This window comes from Paenibacillus whitsoniae, from assembly GCF_003955665.1.
GTDB lineage: Bacteria > Bacillota > Bacilli > Paenibacillales > NBRC-103111 > Paenibacillus_E > Paenibacillus_E whitsoniae.
Genome location: NZ_RXHU01000106.1, coordinates 544 through 17426 on the forward strand (window position 1 = coordinate 544; position 16883 = coordinate 17426).

A 16883-nucleotide genomic window follows, 5' to 3' on the forward strand; every position below is an offset into this window, starting at 1 on the left:
AGGCGAGAGAGTAGCTAGTTTAAAGGCATGGGGCTGTGACGGAAGTGTGGATTACAGTAGAAGGGCTGGCGTACGATGCGAGAGGTATGTCAGAGGCGAGAGAGTAGCTAGTTTAAAGGCATGGGGCTGTGATGGCAGTGTGGATTACAGGAGAAGAGATTGACTTAAAATCCAAGGGCGATGCCTGTCCACCGCGTAAAATGCAAGGAGAGCCAGCGAGCAGGCAATGCGTGCGGACAGCCAGCCGTGCAGCCATCCTGGCTGGCAACCCCCTGCGTAGGCCCGCGCCAAAGCGAGCACCAAAGCCCTGAGGGAATCCCTCAGGGTTTTTCTCATTTTTATCAAAACCTAAAAAAATGTCCATATTTTCGGTAAATCCCTATTCCTAGCCCTCCCCTTTTCCACTAAGATAGAGGTACCAACGATAACGAACGATGACAGCCAAAAGGGGAAGCTGACCATGCCGATGACACCGCGACTGCTGTTGAAATTAAGAACCTTGTGCTTACGGCCGCGCTGCTTACTCACAGCACTCGGCCTAACCGCCGTATTCACCTGCTTTACAGCCTGCCAGCGGGAAGCCATCGATAGCCCTCTACCTACGGCGGAGCAGGCGTCCCTAACCAAGATTACCTTCTGGACCCCTTTCAGCGGGGGCGACGGCAGCTTCATGCGGGAGCTGGTGGCTCAGTATAACCAAGAGAACACAGACCACGTCACAGTGGAGCTGATCAACAATAATTCGGACGAATATTATACGCGTCTGCCGACAGCGATTGTGACGGATGAAGCGCCGGATGTTGCAATCGTGCATGCGTCACGATACGCCCAGTTTGTACCCGCCGGCTTTCTGAACAATATCGAGCCGGCCGCCGCGGAGGCGGGGGTCAACTGGGACGACTACAATCCCATGATTCAAAATAAAACCATGGTCGCAGGTAATCACTATGCGATCCCGCTGGATATTCATTTTGATGTGATGTACTACAACAAGAAATGGATTAAGCAAGCAGGCCTGCTGCGCGAGGACGGGAGCCTGAAGCTGGATAAGGGCGAAGACGGTTTCCTCCAGTTTCTGAAAACGCTTCAACAGCGCATTCCGTCCAGCGTGGCCCCGCTCGCTTTGCCGAATACGCGATCGGACGCCTATTGGCTCTGGTGGTCGTTCTACAACCAGATGCAGGAAGGCGGCCGGCTGTACGCCAGCGGCGGGGACGCGCTGACGCTGGACAACCCTGCAGCCCTGCGCTCGCTTAGCTTCATCAACCAGCTTTACGCCTCCAAGCTGATTCCGCCGGATTTGTCCGACACGTTGTCGCTGTTCAAGGAGGACAAGGCGGCGCTGCTTATCCTCGGCGTCTGGTCGACCGGTGCGCTCGAGACCGATCCTTCGCTGGATCTCGGCGTCGCGCCGATCCCGCAGATCTATGATCACCCCGCCGTCTGGGGGGATTCGCACACGCTCGCGTTCCCTTCGCATACGAACCAGGACCCAGCGAAGCTGGCGGCTTCGGTGAAGTTCGCCGATTGGATTTCCCGGCACGGGGATAGTTGGGCTCGGGCCGGGCACATCCCTGGCAACCTGAAGGCGATGCATGCACAGGCGTTTCTGGATCGGCGGTTTTCCGCGATTTATGCAGGCGAGGTCGAGCATGTGGTGTATTTTCCCGACAACCCCTTTCAAGGGCAGATTAATGAACTGATCAACGGCGAAATGGCCAAAATGCTCCACCTCGCGGTATCGCCGGCCGATACGCTGAGAAATGCGCAAAGCAAAATCAATCCGCAGCTTCAAGCCCGTTTTGGAGAATAATGCCATGAGACATCATCCGATTCTGCAACGTTTTGCCAATCAGCGCTTGCTCACCAAAATGCTCGTGCTGCATTTATTTGTTCTTTTGCCGCTGGTCATTTCCAGCTTTTTCGCCTATTCGAGCTACTCGGCCTCCATCAAAAAAAGCGTCGGCAAGTCCCAAGGGGATGTCGTCCACGAGCTGACCACGAACATCGATACGTACATGAATGAGCTGAACTTGCTTACGACGATGCCGTATCAGACGCCGGAGATTATGCGCTTTCTGACAGAGGCCAGGGCTAAGGGCGCGCCGCTGACGCTGGATGAAAGCAACACGATCAGCAGCTTTATCAACCATGTGCTCGTGAACGGGCGTGTGAATGTCGCGAGCCTGTACTTGTACGGCGTCAAAGGGGCCTCTTATGTGCTGCTGCCGGAGAGCATCGCGACCACCTCACGCAAGCTGGAGGAAGAACCGTGGTATGAGCGGATTTCTGCATCCAACAATTTAACGTATCTCGGCCCTCACGAAGTGCACTCCAGCAACGGCGTGACCTCCCGTGTCATTACCGCAGCCCGCAAAATCAAAAGCATCCAATCCGGCAAACTGATCGGGTACTTTGTGCTGGATGTTCCTGTTAGCGCGATCGAAAGCCGGAGCAATCATCTGGCTTCGTCCAATTTTGGCAGCATTGCAATTGTGGATGAGCAAGGCGCGCTCGTCTACAAAGACCCCGGCATGGACATTACGGACAGCGGTATTACGGGTTATCGCGGTTCCGGCAGTCTCGAAGTGCACGTCAAGGGAAAAGACGAGCTTCTGACTTACTATACATCGAATCTTACAGGCTGGACGACGATCGGGACGGTTCCGATGTCGCTGCTGCTCAAGGATACGGTGCAGGTGCGCAACAACATTGTGTTGCTGGGCGTCATTTGCCTGGGGCTGGCGGTCGTCATTTCGATTTGGCTGGCGTTCTTCATCACACGGCCGATTTCTCAGCTTCGCAACCTGATGAAAAAAGTCGAGCAAGGCGACCTCGGCGTCTCCATTCCGATCCTGAGCAGGGACGAGGTCGGGCAGCTGAGCCAGACGTTTAACGTGATGGTGTCGCGGCTGAGCGATCTCGGCTACAAGCTTTACGAAACCGAAATCCGCGAGAAAAACGCCCAGCTTGCCGCCCTGCAAAATCAGATGAATCCGCATTTTCTCTACAACACGCTGGGGAGCGTCTCGATGTACGCTGAGATTCAGGGCAATCGGGAAATCGTAGAGATTACCAATAATCTGAGCCACTTGCTCCGCTACAGCATCAACAGCGATCAGAGCGAAGTGTTCCTCGGGCAGGAACTGCGGCACGTCGAGGGGTATATGGCGATTCAACTGATTCGTTTTGAACATAAACTGCACTACGAAATGAACGTAGATCCCGCTATTTACGCCAACCTTGTGATCAGACTGGGCTTGCAGCCGATTGTAGAGAACTGCATCATTCACGGCTTCGGCAAAACGCGCGGCAAAGGCACGATTCGGATTACAGGCGTGCAGGAAGGCGACAGTATTCAGGTTGTGATCGAGGATGACGGCAAAGGCATGACGGCGGCGGAACTTCAGACACTGCGCACGCGCATGCAGTATGGCAGGCTTTCGGACGACGGGCCGAGCGGCCACGGTGTCGTGAACGTGCATCGCAGACTGATGCTGCGCTACGGTGCGTCGTATGGGCTGGAGGTCGAAAGCGAGCCGATGAAAGGTACGCGGGTCACGCTCAAGTTTCCGGTGAACGACGGTGTGCAGGCTGGAGCCGCAAAGGAGGAGATGTAGATGCCGAGTGTACTGATTGTCGATGACGAGCCGATTTTTCGCAAAGGCTTGCGCCATATGATCACAGAGATGGAGGGAGATTGGAGGGTGATCGACGAGGCGGAGGACGGCAGCGAAGCCTTGGATAAAATGGAGCGGCAGCTCCCCGACGTCCTCATCACGGATATTATGATGCCTGTGATGAACGGAATTGAGCTGCAGTACGTCCTCCGCGAACGGTATCCGTCCGTGCAGTGCATTGTGATGAGCGGATACAGCGATTTTGAGTATGCGCGGGAATCGCTGCGGATGGGCGCGAAGGATTATTTGACGAAGCCGATCGTACGCAAAGAGCTCTATCGGGTGCTGGGAGGACTTCAAGCGGAGCTGCAGTCGCGGCAAGAACAAGACACGACGAGGCAGCTCGAGGATAAGCAGGCGAAGGACCGGCTGCGCCATCACATCATTAAAGGGTTGCTCGAAGGGGGCGTGAGCCCCGAGGAGCTGGATCTCATTCCGTACGTCGGGATGCAGTTCCCGCACGATGCGTTTTGCTGTCTGCTCACGAACCTCGACCGCGAGTTCATTGAGGATGAGCGGTATTATCGGGCGAGCCCGGCGTTGTATTCGCTTTTTATTACCCAGTTTATTCAGGAAGCCGTGGAAGAGGATTGGGTCGGGCACGTATTCCCGCTCTCGGATACGAAAGTCGTGGCGCTGCTGAACTATGCGTCTGGACCGGACGGTTACGAGCGCGTGACGTCGTGGGGCAAGAAGCTGTGCAAAGAGATGAAGAAGATTAGCAACCTGTCCATCACGGTCTCCCTTGGCGGCGAAGTACTCGACTTGGAGGCGATCTCCACGTCCTATGACCAGGCGGAAACCGCGCTGCTGTACCGCTTGGTGACGGGCGGCGACCGGATTCTGACCTATGCTGCGCTCAAGGCAAACCCGGATGTCCGCGTCAATCCGACGACGCTGGACTGGTCGCTGCTCGACAAGAGCATCGAGGACGGCGACACCGAAGAGACGCGCCTCAAGACGAGGCGGCTTGTCCGCAAGCTGTGCGGCGCGATGACGTCGCCGGAGATGGTGCAGCAGCAGGTGTGCACCATGCTGCTGCATTATTACGAGATGGCCGGTCGGCTCAATCTCGTCAAGACGTGGCTCCCCCACACGGACATCAAGCACGTGCTGGAGGAGGTGTTGGCGACGACCACCATGTTCGAGATGGTGGAGACGTGCGAAAGCCTGCTCGGGCGGCTGAGCGAGCTGGTGGCGGCACGCAAGTCCGCGGTCGATGTGAACCCGATCGACCAGGTCGTGCAGTACGTGGACCAGCACTACGGCTCGTCCATTACGCTGGGCATGATGGCGGATAAGGTGTACCTGAATCCGTCGTATTTAAGCACCCTTTTCAAGCAGAAAATGGGGATTACGTTCGTCGACTACGTCACGCAGCGCCGCATCGAGGAGGCGAAGCGCCTGCTGCTGACGACCGAGCGCAAGATCGCCGACATCGCGAAGATGACGGGCTTTGTGAATTTGCGGCACTTCAATCGGGTGTTCCGTGCGGTGACGGAGAGTACGCCGAGGGCATATCGGGAGCAGGGGGAGTGAGGGAGGTTGGTGGTATTTCTCAAAATCTGGGGGGCGAGAGGATTCTGTTTATTTGGTAACTGCTTCGCCCGGTATCCCCATGATCGAACAGTCTAACGGTTGTAGAGAGACTGTCGATTCATTGTTTATACTTTGGGAATCTGCGAGAGAACACAAAATGTATACGAAAAATCATATAGAATGTGCTGCATTGACTTAAAATCAATCATTTCTATTCGAAATATCATACACATTTCGTGATTTGAGGCCTGATTTTGAATATGTATTCGAAATATCATACACATTCTCTACGCGTGTCCGTTCACGGATAAAACTGTCCACAATTAATCGACAGTCTCGTAGCAGCGGCTATATCGGGGAAAACGGGTGGTCATACGTGGCTAACGGTTGCAAGCGAGGCTATTGGCTCGGAAATAGTGATTTCGGGATGCTTTTACGCCAAATAGCCGCTGCTGTAACCGTGAGGTTCGTTTTCGGGGTGATTTGAATCTAGCTTTAATCTGCCCTATGGGGATATCCATAAGCACGTCTGTAATTTTTCCGTTCCTCCGTAAAATCCCACCATTGTTTGTCACTGTCAGGCTGATTGGCATAAAAAACAATCAGTCTACATTGATCCTCTACACACGGATCTATCCTCGCCTTGTATAATTCCTCCAATTTCTCGAATAATCGTGCGCCATCTTTCTCTTTTAGCTCGTCCAATTGATAGAATCTCAGCTTCATTAAGTCTTTTGCAAATGCAGGTCCGATAGAAGGCACACGTTGAAATTCGGAGGATGCCTTTAATTCCATGGCTCTTACTTCTGATATTTGCAATATGAAGCTCAACTCAGTTACTTCCATTTTATCGATGTCACTTAAGCGTATTTTGTTTTTTCGCAGTTCTTTTCGTTCTTGAGCGGTTAATGCTAACTTTGGCGTTTTATTTAAGCTCATTTGTGCTCCTTATAGAAGTTCAGCATTTAATTTGATCTTCTATCATTTCGCGAACTGAATTAGACTATCCTGTCTGTTAAAACAAGGAGCATGCAACCGACGTATTGTTTACCGTTTGAAAGAGGGGGAGGGACGCCGCTCGGAACGCCAGGAGACGTGCAATATCTCGCCACAACAGTCTACGACGATCACGGATCGATCGTTCTCTGCCGAGTGAGGAGGCGAGCACTGTACACTTCGTCTTACGAATGAAGGGTGGCTCACGACAGCCATTGTTCGCGAGCTTTTGCTGGGAGATGATCATAGTGCATTGTTCTGTGTAATACGAGAGAAGAAGGCAGAAGGCTACTGGCGATTTTGCTCTACTTGTAATAAGGTTCTCCGCGCTATCTGTAGCGGCAAGTTCAAAAGGCCCATTTCGCTTTGAAATGTGCCCGTAAGGTACCTGCTATACATCCAGCAAACTATTCAAGATGTTCTTTTTTCCTCTTGATTAACTCCAAAATACCATTCTAAGTACACCCTAAATAGAGGATCCCTAAAGCGATAAACTCCTCTATGCTGTCTTTCAATTATGTCTTTTTGTTCTAATGTACCAAGTGTTCCTAGGATTCTGCTATGAGATAAATCTGGCAAGCGATTAAATAAAAAACTCAAGTTAATAGTTTCAAAACTAGAAGAGACAAGAACCCTTAGAACATCAACCATTACCCCTTCTTTTAAACCTTGAAATTTATTATCGAAATCCTGCCTCTTTAAGTTTGTAATTAGGTATTGTTTTGCTTCAAGAACATCACTCAATGAAATGACTTTATCCTTGTTGATATTGAATGCATAAAATCCAATTAGATGAATTGGTTGAGGAAAACGGTTTGCTAAAGCTATTGTTTCCCGCTTTGCATCATTGTTCATTGAATAACCTGTATCGTGTAGTGTTAGGTCGATTATTTCCTCGAGTTCTTCATCTTTCATCCTTTGTAGCTCCAAGACATCAAATAATCTTGTGGATGAAGGATGTTGTGTAATTAATGAAGTGGTTATACCAGTAACACCACTGATAATAAATGAAATATTCCCAAAGTAATCAACTCGAAGCATTTCAATTGTAGCCTTTAGGAAAGAACCAATATCCACCTTATCTTCTAGCAAGTCAATTTCATCAATAAGAAGAGTAATACCATTGTGGTTATGACTAACTAAATTGTATATTCTCTTAATCTCTGAAACAAAATACGAAGATAGTTCTGTTGGATTGTTATTTTTTTCCGTTTTTTCTTTTGAAATTTTCAGCAAATTTAAATTTAGTTCAATTTTTGACTTTGTTTCCCCCGAAAAGTTTCCCGAATCAATTGAATCATATAAGTTACCTAGCAGTCCATTTACGATATCGTTTAAATTTGTTCCGGTTGTGCAGACCAGTCTTCCAGCTAAGTAATTAAATACATATCCATCAAGATCAATATTTAATTTTTCTAGCAGTGAGGTTTCACCTTGAGTTAAATATGTTAGCTGGTATGATATGGAACTTTTTCCGATTCCACGTGGGCCATGAACAAGAACATTCTTGTTATTATAGAGTGCCGAAACTGCATTTATGAATGCTTCTTTTCTACCAGCAAATTTTGAAGGGTCAGTTATTGGATCTTGCGGAGAAAAAGGATTTCTTTTTAAAACAATTTTTTGATTAGTCGAATCTATTTCTTTTGTTACAATATGAACTGCTCTGGCTTGAGGTCCACGCTGGGAAACTGCTGGTTCGTACTCAACTAGCTGTCCCTCTTTAAGTGTTCGAAATCCATCAGATATTATCTGCGAGATATGTACAAAATAGTCGATTCCATCCTCACCTTTTATAAATCCATAACCCTTGAAATCACTAAATTTACTAACCTGACCTCTCACTGGTAACCACCTCAATAGAAAAAATAACAATAATATACAGGGAAAGTATACCAAATTCTTAGAAACTTTAATAGGGTACCTATGTTGTATATCGAAAATCGAGTATAAACCGAAATACATCATTACTGACTACTTCCCAACTAAAGTAGTTCTAGTATCCTTCGATTCCTCTTATATCAGAGCATAGTATATTTCAAATACTTGCTGTTATTTATGATACGGCTCTCCACAACTAACTTTTCAACTATCCTGTCTGTTTCTTCAATTACCTCATCCCCCAATCCCACAAAAAAATGTCCCACCCACCACCATCCTCCCAAAAAAATGCCACCACGCCCTCCCTTATGATCAAGATGTGAAGGAAACACACACACACGATCATATGGGAGGGTTTACTCATGCATAAAAAATTAATCACCCTAAGCACGCTCACCGCGATCTCGATGCTGACGCTGTCCGCTTGCTCCTCGACAGCTACCACGAGCACAAGCGCAAACGGCACGCAGGCGCCAAACGCGACGAACGCGGCCAAGTCGACCGCAGCCGCCTCCGGCAAGAAGGTCAAAATCACGTACTGGACGCCGTTTAGCGGCGGCGACGGGGATTACATGAACGCGATGGTGAAGAAGTTCAACGAAGAGAGCACGGACATCGTGGTGGAGCAGGATCCGAGCAAAGCGGACGACTACTACACGAAGCTGCAGACCGCGCTGGCCGCAGACCAGGCGCCGGACGTGGCGATTGTGCACTCCTCGCGCTTGCCGCAGCTTGCGCCAGCGGGCTATCTGAATACGCTCGACGATGTGGCGGCGAAGGCGGGCGTGAACTGGAATGATTTTAACCAGACGATCTTGAAATCGACGGTGTATGACAACAAGCATTACTCCATCCCGCTCGACACGCACGTCGTGGTCATGTACTACAACAAGAAATGGCTACAGCAAGCAGGCGTCCTGAAAGACGGCAAGCCGGACATCGCGAAAGGGCCGGAAGGCTACGTGAATTTCCTGCAAAAGATCAAAGATACCGTTCCAAAGGATATCGCGCCTCTCACTGAGCCTAACGTGCGGATCGACTCCCTGTGGCTGTTCTGGTCCTGGTACAACCAGATGAATGATGGCGGCAAAGTATTGTCAGATGACGGCAAGAAGTCTGTGCTCGACAATCCGGCGGCAACGAAAGCGATTCAATACGTGAATGATTTGTATAAAAAGCAACTGATTCCGCCGAACATCGACGACGCGTTCAAAATGTTCCAAGACGGCAAAGCCGCTACCCTGATTACTGGCGTGTGGGCGACGGGCGCTTTTGAAAGCACAAAAGACTTGGATTTCGGCGTTATGCCGGTACCGACGCTGTATGACCGCCCGGCGGAGTGGGGCGACTCCCACACGCTGACACTGCCGAAGCACAGCAAGGATGATCCGGAGAAGCTGAAAGCGGCGGCGACGTTCGCGAACTGGATCGCGCAGCACGGCTCGATGTGGGCGCAAGCGGGGCATATTCCTGCGGTTGACAAAGTGCTGCAAAGCGACGAATTCAAGAAAATGAAGTACCGTCCGGATTACGCGGATGCGGGCAAAAGCGTCGTCTACTTCCCGCGCAGCGACAAGTGGGGCCTGATGAACGACGCGATCATCAAAGAGTTTGAGAAAATGACGGTGCAAAAGCAAACGCCGGAAGATGCACTCAAAAATGCGAGCAAAGCGGTTGACGACATTTTGAAGAAGTAGCCTAGGCACGGTTAAGGGTTAAGTCCGCCAGCGATGCCTCACTATAGGGCAGGCAGCGGGCTTAGCCATCTTAAATAGAAAGGAGTGAACACATGCGCGCATCCGCCTACGAGAAAAAATCCTGGGGCATCGGTTATCTGATGATCCTGCCCTACCTTTTGTTTTTCATCGCTTTTTCATTAGTCCCGATCTTCTTCGGGCTTCGCATTTCCTTTTATGATTGGGCGCTGCTCGGCAGCAAAAAATTCGTCGCGCTCAAAAACTACAGGCACGTTTTCGTCGATAAAGAGTTCTGGACGTACACGGGTCACACGTTTCTATTCGTCATTATTGCGGTGCCGCTGCTTGTCCTTGTCGGGCTGGGACTCGCGCTGCTGATCAATCAGATCCGCAAAGGGCAGGGCTTTTTTCGGGCGACCGTCTTTCTGCCGATGATGCTCTCGGTCTCCGTCATTTCGACGATCTGGGTCATCTTCTTGCAGCCGTATTCCGGGCTTCTGAGTCAAATCCTCAAGCTCGTCGGTTATAAAAATGAAATTTTCTGGATCACACAGCCTGTGCTGGCGTGGGTGTCGATCATTATGGCGACGGTCTGGTGGACGGTCGGTCTTGTTTTTATCCTGTATCTCGCGGGCCTTCAAGATATTCCGCAGACGTTCTACGAAGCGGGGCAGATCGAAGGCGCCTCGCGCTGGCAGAGCTTCCGCTACATTACGTTCCCTTCCTTATCGCGCATCACGCTGCTCGTCATCGTGCTGGAGACCATCGCCTGCTTCAAAATTTTCGGGCAATCCAAGCTGATCACAAGCGGCGGGCCGGCGGGCGGTACGAAGACGATCGTGTTCATGATTTATGAAAAAGGGTTCAAAACGTTCGACCTCGGCTACGCCTCAGCGGTTTCTATCCTGCTGATGCTCATCATCATGATCATCTCGGCGCTGCAATTCAAGTATATGCCGAGCGAGGACTAGAGGAGGGCCTTATGGAACGCATGTATCGCGTAAGTATGAATACGATTGTAGGGCTGGTGGCGGTTGTCTTTTTACTGCCGGTGGCCTACATGATTGCCTTATCGTTTAAAACGGAGGGCGTGCCGTTCATCGATGGCGGAGCTTTACACGTCTCGCTCGTGAACTATCACAAAGTGTTGTCCGAAGCGCCAATCTTCCATTGGATGTGGAACAGTTTGCTCGTGGCAGTGATTCAGACATTCATCATTGTGCTCGTTGATTCGCTAGCGGCGTTCGCGATCTCGCGCATTAAGTTCCCCGGCAGCAAATGGCTGTTCCTGCTGTTCTTAATGGGGTTAATGATTCCAGCGGAGGCGACGCTTATTCCGATCTTCCTCATGATGCGCGACTGGGGACTGCTTAACACGCTGTACTCTTTGATCCTGCCGGGTATCGCGAGCCCGTTCGGCATTTTTGTGTTGAAGCAGTTTTTTGACGGGCTGCCCAATGAATTGGAGGAGGCTGCACGGATGGACGGCGCCGGTTACTGGCGGATTTGGTCGTCCATCTTCATTCCGCTTTCGCGCCCGGCTTTTGCGGCGCTTGCGATTTATTCGTTTCTGGCGGCGTGGAACGATTTCCTCTGGCCGCTGATCTCGATCTCGAACCGTACGTATATGACAATTACGCTCGGTTTGCCAAACTTTCAAAGCTCGTACATGCAGCAGTACTCGCTGCCGATGACGGCGAACACACTTGCAGCGATTCCGCTTATTATTGTGTTTATCTTTTTCCAGAAGCAAATTATTAAGGGCATTGCCTTTACGGGAGGAAAAGAATGATGACACTGTGGAGAACATGGCCAAAGCTCGCTTTGGCCGCAAGTCTCGTTTGTTCAGGAGGGATATTCGTAAGCAAGCAGGCGTCGGCGATCGGGGTAACATCGCTGACCTCTGGCAGCTACACGTTGGCGTTGGACGACCTGGGGGCAGGACATTACGGAGTGGGGGTTTATAAAGGAACGAGCAAGCTGGACGAACAAACGAATCCGCTATCGCTACAGATCAAGAATGCGGCGTCGGGCGAGGATTCTTATCAAGGCAGCTATACGAGTTGGACGTCGGCAGGCGGTGGAATTACGGCGACAGGAAGCCTCACGACGAGCAGCGGCAGCCGGTTCGACTACACTGACCAGTACAGCGTGCAGGATGGCACCGGGGCTTTTCTTATGCAGCGTACGGTGATGGTCGGGGCGGCGAACAGTGCCGATAAAGGCTTCGCAACGCGCTACGCGCTGTATCCGTTGGCTTCGACGAGCCTTAGCGCGTACAACATGTTCGCCCCGGGCAACTGGTACAAGCAGAACAGCAACGTCGTTGCGGGGGCCTTGGCGAGCGATTATGCGGATGAGAACTTTTTTATCAAGGAGACGCGCTTGCCGCTTCCTCTGGTCATGATGCAGACGGCGATGACGGGTGAATCGCTCTCTTTTATCCATAAGAATGCAAACCTGACTTCCGCACAAAGCGAATCCACCGACTCTTGGCTCGTGGATGGCGGCTTTCAGTTCGGTTCAATAGGAGTGAAAAAATCGCCGCGTCCGACGTTGAATTTCATTTATCCAAGCACCGAAGGGGATAAAAACTACTATGGCAACGACCAGAACCGCATGCTGCATCTGACGGGGCTTGTCCGCCGCAGCCATCCGGTGCAGGCGGGCTTCAGCCATGCGTACTCGCTGGTCATCAAGCTGGGACAGGACAGCACATTTGCCGGCGGGGAGGGCAGCGTCTGGAAGTATGCGTACGGCCTCTACAATCCGGCGGTCGTGAGCATCGATGCGAACACGCTGTATAACAACGATTTGGCGTATTTTGCGGCAAAGTACAAGAGTTTTGCGAACGGCGCGAGCGGGCTGCCATGGAGTTCGCTGACGACAGAGACTGGCGACACAGGGTATCACCTGCAGTCCGGCTTTGTCGGGCAGCAGACGAAGGTTGGCTGGGAGCTCATCCGCGACGGCTACAAGAATAACAGCGCTGGCAATCTGAGCAAGGGCGTGGCGATGATCGACTTCTGGGCGAATCAGTCCATGACGGCTGCGGGCATCCCGCGTACGGACTATTTTGCCGAGTCGGGCAACTGGGGCTCTGACCCGTTGTTCCTTCGCACGGTGTCCGATGCGGCCGAAGGCGTGCTCGATGCATACAACACCGCCTTCAACCGAGGCGATTACCATGACAATTGGCTGATTTATGTGCAAAAATTCGGCGATTTCCTCGTCGCGAAGCAGGCGGCGGACGGCTCTTGGGCGCGCAGCTACAACCCGGACGGCTCTGTGCAAAATGCAGGCAAATACAATACGACGAACCCGATTCGATTCCTCGTGAAGCTGTATCTGGCAACGCATGACCAACGGTACTATACGGCGGCCGTTAATGCGGGCAATTGGTCACTGACGAATGTCGATCAGAACTACAACTATGTTGGCGGTACGCCGGACAACAATAATACGATTGACAAAGAAGCGGGCATGATGGCGCTGAACGCGTTCAATGCGCTCTACGATGTGACGGGCGATAGTCAGTGGCTGAATGCCGCTAAAAATGCCGCCAACTACGTGCAAAGCTGGACGTTCGCCTACAACTATAACGTGTATCCGTCAACCCGCTGGGCAGCGAACGGCGCGGTCTACCCGTCCTGGCTCAAGGTCGATCTGGGCGCGAGCTACTCGATTGAGCGTGTGGAGACGATGTTTGAATGGGGCAATGCCTATTACAAATACAAGATAGAAACGTCGACGGACAATGTCAACTGGACGACGTTCAGCGACCGAACGGGCAACACGGCGCGTCCGGTGTCCATGGGCTACGTCGACAGCGGCTCGGCGACGGCGCGCTATGTGCGCATCACGGTGACTGCCGCCGAAGGCGGAGGCCCATGGCCGAGCATCTACGAGTTCCGCGTCTACGGCGCTGGGGGCACGAATCTCGCGCAGGGCAAAACCGCGACGGCCTCCTCCGAGCAGGATGCGGCGCACAGCGCAGCCAAAGCGGTGGATGGTGTTGTCACCTCTGATCCTAAAAGCCCGTGGCCGTCAGCCGGCCTGGTCGGGCAAAGCCTTGTCGCGACCGGTCACTCGTACACGGACACGTTTATGATTAACGGGCCTGCGGAGTTTTACAGGCTGTATGTCGCCACAGGCGATGCGCAGTACCTCAGCTTTGCCAAGATTTTGGCCAATAACGCGAACGCCCCGACCGACTATGACGGCAGGCTGGGCTACCAGTTCAAAGCATTGCTCGGCGAAGGTATTATGGGCAACAACTTCACGGAGTATTACGGGCTGGAGTGTTTGACGTGGCAGCTCGCTGTCCAGTTGGAGTCGATTGCGATGCTGGAGGATCTGTTCGGCTACAAAAACATCGACCAAATCGAAGCGAATCTGTCCGCAGGCCAGAAGCAAATGCTTAACCATCTTAATTATGCGCCTGCCGGCACGAAGCCAGTGACGCAGATCAAGAATGGCAAGGTGTACAAAATCGTGAACCGGAACAGCGGTAAGCTGATCGACGTGCAAGGCGCTTCGACGGCGAATTCGGCGAATATTTGGCAGTATCACGATATTGCCGGGGCGGGCCAGCAGTGGAGAGCCGTGGATCAAGGCGGCGGCTACTGGAAGTTCGTCAATGTGAACAGCGGCAAAGTAATTGACGTGGAAGGCTCGTCGATGGCGAACGGCGCTAACATTTCGCAATATACGGATACGGGTGCCGGCGCGACCAATCAACAGTGGCAGGTTATCGGCGTCGGTGGCGGTTACTGGAAAATCGTCAACCGGAACAGCGGCAAGGCGATCGATGTCGAGGCGTCCGGCCGGGACGATACGCGCAACATCAGCCAGTACACGGATGCGGGCACACCGAACCAGCAGTGGGCGTTCGTTGAAGTGCCGCAGGGCGTTAGCGCGTTGATGAATAATGCGGTGTATACCATCGTGAATAAGAACAGCGGGAAGCTGATCGATGTGCAGGGCGCTTCAACGGCGAACTCCGCGAACATCTGGCAGTATCACGATATTGCCGGCACGGGTCAGCAGTGGAAAGCCGTGGATCAAGGCGGCGGCTACTGGAAGTTCGTCAATGTGAACAGCGGCAAAGTGATTGACGTGGAGGGCTCGTCGACGGCGAACGGTGCGAACATTTCGCAGTACACGGATACCGGCGCAGGCGCGACGAATCAGATGTGGCAAGTTGTCGGCGTCGGTGGCGGCTACTGGAAAATCGTCAATCGAAACAGCGGCAAGCTAATCGATGTCGAGGCGAGTTCGACGGTTGACGGTACGAATATTTCGCAGTATCAGGACATGAATACGGCGAATCAGCAGTGGCTTTTTAACCTGGTGCAATAAACAGAGACGGGGGCTGCCCCCATTACAATAAGGAGATGAGAGACCATGCTGCGTAAGGAATATCCGCGTCCGCAATTTGTAAGAGAAGATTGGTTGAATTTGAATGGTGAGTGGGCTTTTGAGTGGGATGACCAGCGTGTTGGGGTAGATGAGCATTGGGGCAGAGGGGAGTCGGCGTTTACGCGAACGATTCAGGTGCCGTTCTGCTATGAGAGCCAGCTCAGCGGTGTGGAGGATAAAGGCGTGCACGACGTCGTCTGGTACAGTCGAACGTTTGAGCTGCCGCAAGGCTGGGAGGGGCGCCGGGTTGTGCTCCATTTTGGAGCGGTCGATTATCGGGCAGACGTCTATGTGAACGGGGAGCTCGTGTGCACGCATGAAGGCGGGCATGTGTCGTTCTCGGCCGATATTACGCATGCGCTGCAAGCGGGAGCAAATGTTGTGGTGGTGCGCGCGGAAGATGATGCGCGGGATATTGCGCTGCCTCGGGGGAAGCAGTATTGGAAGGATCAGTCGGAGTCGATCTTCTATACCCGGACAACGGGGATTTGGCAGACGGTGTGGCTCGAGGCTGTGCAGGCGGTACATTTGGATCATGTCAAAATGACGCCGGACATCGACCGCAACACGGTGCAGCTGCGCACGTTTGTGAATGGGCTTCCTGGCGCTGGGGCCACCGATGTTCAGCTTCGCGTGAAGGTGAGCTTCCAAGGTGAGGAAGTCGCGCAGCAGGTGAGCCGCATTCGCAAAGCGGTCGATAACGTCACGGTGCAGCTGGCCGATTACAACTACCACCTCAGCCGTCCCGAGCGGTGGTGGACGCCGGAGCATCCACACTTGTACGACATCCAGTTTGAGCTGTTGGTGGACGGCCAGGTGGCAGATAGCGTGGCGAGCTACTTCGGTATGCGCAAGATTTCGGTTGAAAATGGCAAGCTTTGTCTGAACAACCACCCGTATTACATGCGTTTGGTGCTGGATCAAGGCTACTTCCCGGAGGGGCTGCTGACGGCGCCGTCGGACGATGCGCTTCGCCGGGACGTCGAACTGACGAAGGAGATGGGCTTCAACGGGGCGCGCAAGCACCAGAAAATCGAAGACCCGCGCTATCTGTATTGGTGCGATCGGCTCGGACTGCTCGTCTGGGGCGAGGCGGCAAACGCCTGCGACATGAACGAGACGTACCTCCAGCGCATGACGCAGGAGTGGCAGGCCGCCGTGGAGCGGGACTACAACCACCCGTGCATCGTGGCGTGGGTGCCGCTCAACGAGAGCTGGGGCGTGCCGAATATTTTGACGGACGCGCGGGAGCAGCATCACGCGAGCGCGATGTATCATGTGACGAAGGCGCTCGACCCGCATCGTCTGGTGATCTCCAACGACGGCTGGGAGCACATGAAGTCGGATCTGCTCACGATCCACGATTATGAGTGGCGCGAAGAGGTTTTGACAGAGCGCTACAGCACCGTGGAGCGGGCTGTTGCGGCAAGGCCGGCCGACCGGCAGCTGCACGTCGGCGGCACGGTTTACCAGGATGAACCGATCCTGGTCTCGGAATTCGGCGGCATCGCGTACAAGAAGAGCGAGTGGGAGGGCTGGGGCTACTCGGGCGCCGACAGCGACGAGGACTTCCTCGCGCGGCTGGCCGCCGTCGTCAGGCCGCTGATCGCGTCGCCGGTCGTGCAGGGCTTCTGCTACACGCAGCTAACGGACGTGGAGCAGGAGATCA

General features: G+C 52.8%; 10 protein-coding genes. 8 read left to right on the forward strand and 2 right to left on the reverse strand.

The window, feature by feature from the left end; all coding sequences use genetic code 11:
* The first annotated feature begins 460 nt into the window (after positions 1-460).
* Genes EJQ19_RS28255 through EJQ19_RS28265 form a run of 3 tightly spaced genes read left to right on the forward strand, consistent with a single transcriptional unit; the run spans position 461 to position 5219 of the window.
* Entirely contained in the window at positions 461-1813 is a 1353-nt protein-coding gene (locus EJQ19_RS28255; protein WP_126144580.1) for an extracellular solute-binding protein, read from the forward strand.
* Positions 1814-1817: 4 nt separating this feature from the next.
* Complete coding sequence (locus EJQ19_RS28260) at positions 1818-3620, forward strand: sensor histidine kinase (RefSeq protein ID WP_164716769.1); 1803 nt, start codon at positions 1818-1820, stop codon at positions 3618-3620.
* A complete protein-coding gene (locus EJQ19_RS28265; protein WP_126144582.1) occupies positions 3621-5219 on the forward strand; it encodes a response regulator transcription factor in 1599 nt (532 codons plus the stop codon). It begins immediately after the preceding gene.
* Positions 5220-5714: 495 nt separating this feature from the next.
* Here the strand turns inward: EJQ19_RS28265 and EJQ19_RS28270 are convergent, their stop codons facing one another.
* Positions 5715-6158 carry a helix-hairpin-helix domain-containing protein gene (locus EJQ19_RS28270; RefSeq protein WP_126144583.1) on the reverse strand — a complete coding sequence of 148 codons (444 nt, stop codon included), beginning with the start codon at positions 6156-6158 and terminating at the stop codon, positions 5715-5717.
* Between the two features lie 468 nt (positions 6159-6626).
* Positions 6627-8060 carry a cold shock domain-containing protein gene (locus EJQ19_RS33115; RefSeq protein WP_420901706.1) on the reverse strand — a complete coding sequence of 478 codons (1434 nt, stop codon included), beginning with the start codon at positions 8058-8060 and terminating at the stop codon, positions 6627-6629.
* 398 nt (positions 8061-8458) lie between these two features.
* Between EJQ19_RS33115 and EJQ19_RS28280 the strand changes: the two genes are divergently transcribed.
* From EJQ19_RS28280 to EJQ19_RS28300, 5 genes are all read left to right on the forward strand, one after another.
* On the forward strand, positions 8459-9793 hold the full coding sequence (locus tag EJQ19_RS28280; protein WP_126144584.1) for an ABC transporter substrate-binding protein: 1335 nt from the start codon (positions 8459-8461) through the stop codon (positions 9791-9793).
* A 92-nt stretch (positions 9794-9885) separates the two neighbouring features.
* Entirely contained in the window at positions 9886-10764 is an 879-nt protein-coding gene (locus tag EJQ19_RS28285; protein ID WP_126144585.1) for a carbohydrate ABC transporter permease, read from the forward strand.
* A gap of 11 nt (positions 10765-10775) precedes the next feature.
* Positions 10776-11585, forward strand: coding sequence for a carbohydrate ABC transporter permease (locus tag EJQ19_RS28290; RefSeq protein WP_126144586.1), 810 nt, complete (start codon positions 10776-10778; stop codon positions 11583-11585).
* Positions 11585-15154 (forward strand): RICIN domain-containing protein, encoded by a 3570-nt coding sequence (locus tag EJQ19_RS28295; RefSeq protein WP_164716771.1) that lies wholly within the window; start codon positions 11585-11587, stop codon positions 15152-15154. Before EJQ19_RS28290 ends, EJQ19_RS28295 begins: the two co-directional genes overlap by 1 nt.
* A 45-nt stretch (positions 15155-15199) precedes the next feature.
* A partial coding sequence (locus EJQ19_RS28300) for a glycoside hydrolase family 2 protein (protein ID WP_126144588.1) occupies positions 15200-16883 on the forward strand: 1684 nt, incomplete at its 3' end.

What these genes read in the sequence shown, in the direction of transcription:
- EJQ19_RS28255 (WP_126144580.1), top strand. Translation starts at nt 461, where the DNA reads ATGCCGATGACACCGCGACTGCTGTTGAAATTAAGAACCTTGTGCTTA.
- EJQ19_RS28260 (WP_164716769.1), top strand. Translation starts at nt 1,818, where the DNA reads ATGAGACATCATCCGATTCTGCAACGTTTTGCCAATCAGCGCTTGCTC.
- EJQ19_RS28265 (WP_126144582.1), top strand. Translation starts at nt 3,621, where the DNA reads ATGCCGAGTGTACTGATTGTCGATGACGAGCCGATTTTTCGCAAAGGC.
- EJQ19_RS28270 (WP_126144583.1), bottom strand. Translation starts at nt 6,158, where the DNA reads ATGAGCTTAAATAAAACGCCAAAGTTAGCATTAACCGCTCAAGAACGA.
- EJQ19_RS28280 (WP_126144584.1), top strand. Translation starts at nt 8,459, where the DNA reads ATGCATAAAAAATTAATCACCCTAAGCACGCTCACCGCGATCTCGATG.
- EJQ19_RS28285 (WP_126144585.1), top strand. Translation starts at nt 9,886, where the DNA reads ATGCGCGCATCCGCCTACGAGAAAAAATCCTGGGGCATCGGTTATCTG.
- EJQ19_RS28290 (WP_126144586.1), top strand. Translation starts at nt 10,776, where the DNA reads ATGGAACGCATGTATCGCGTAAGTATGAATACGATTGTAGGGCTGGTG.
- EJQ19_RS28295 (WP_164716771.1), top strand. Translation starts at nt 11,585, where the DNA reads ATGACACTGTGGAGAACATGGCCAAAGCTCGCTTTGGCCGCAAGTCTC.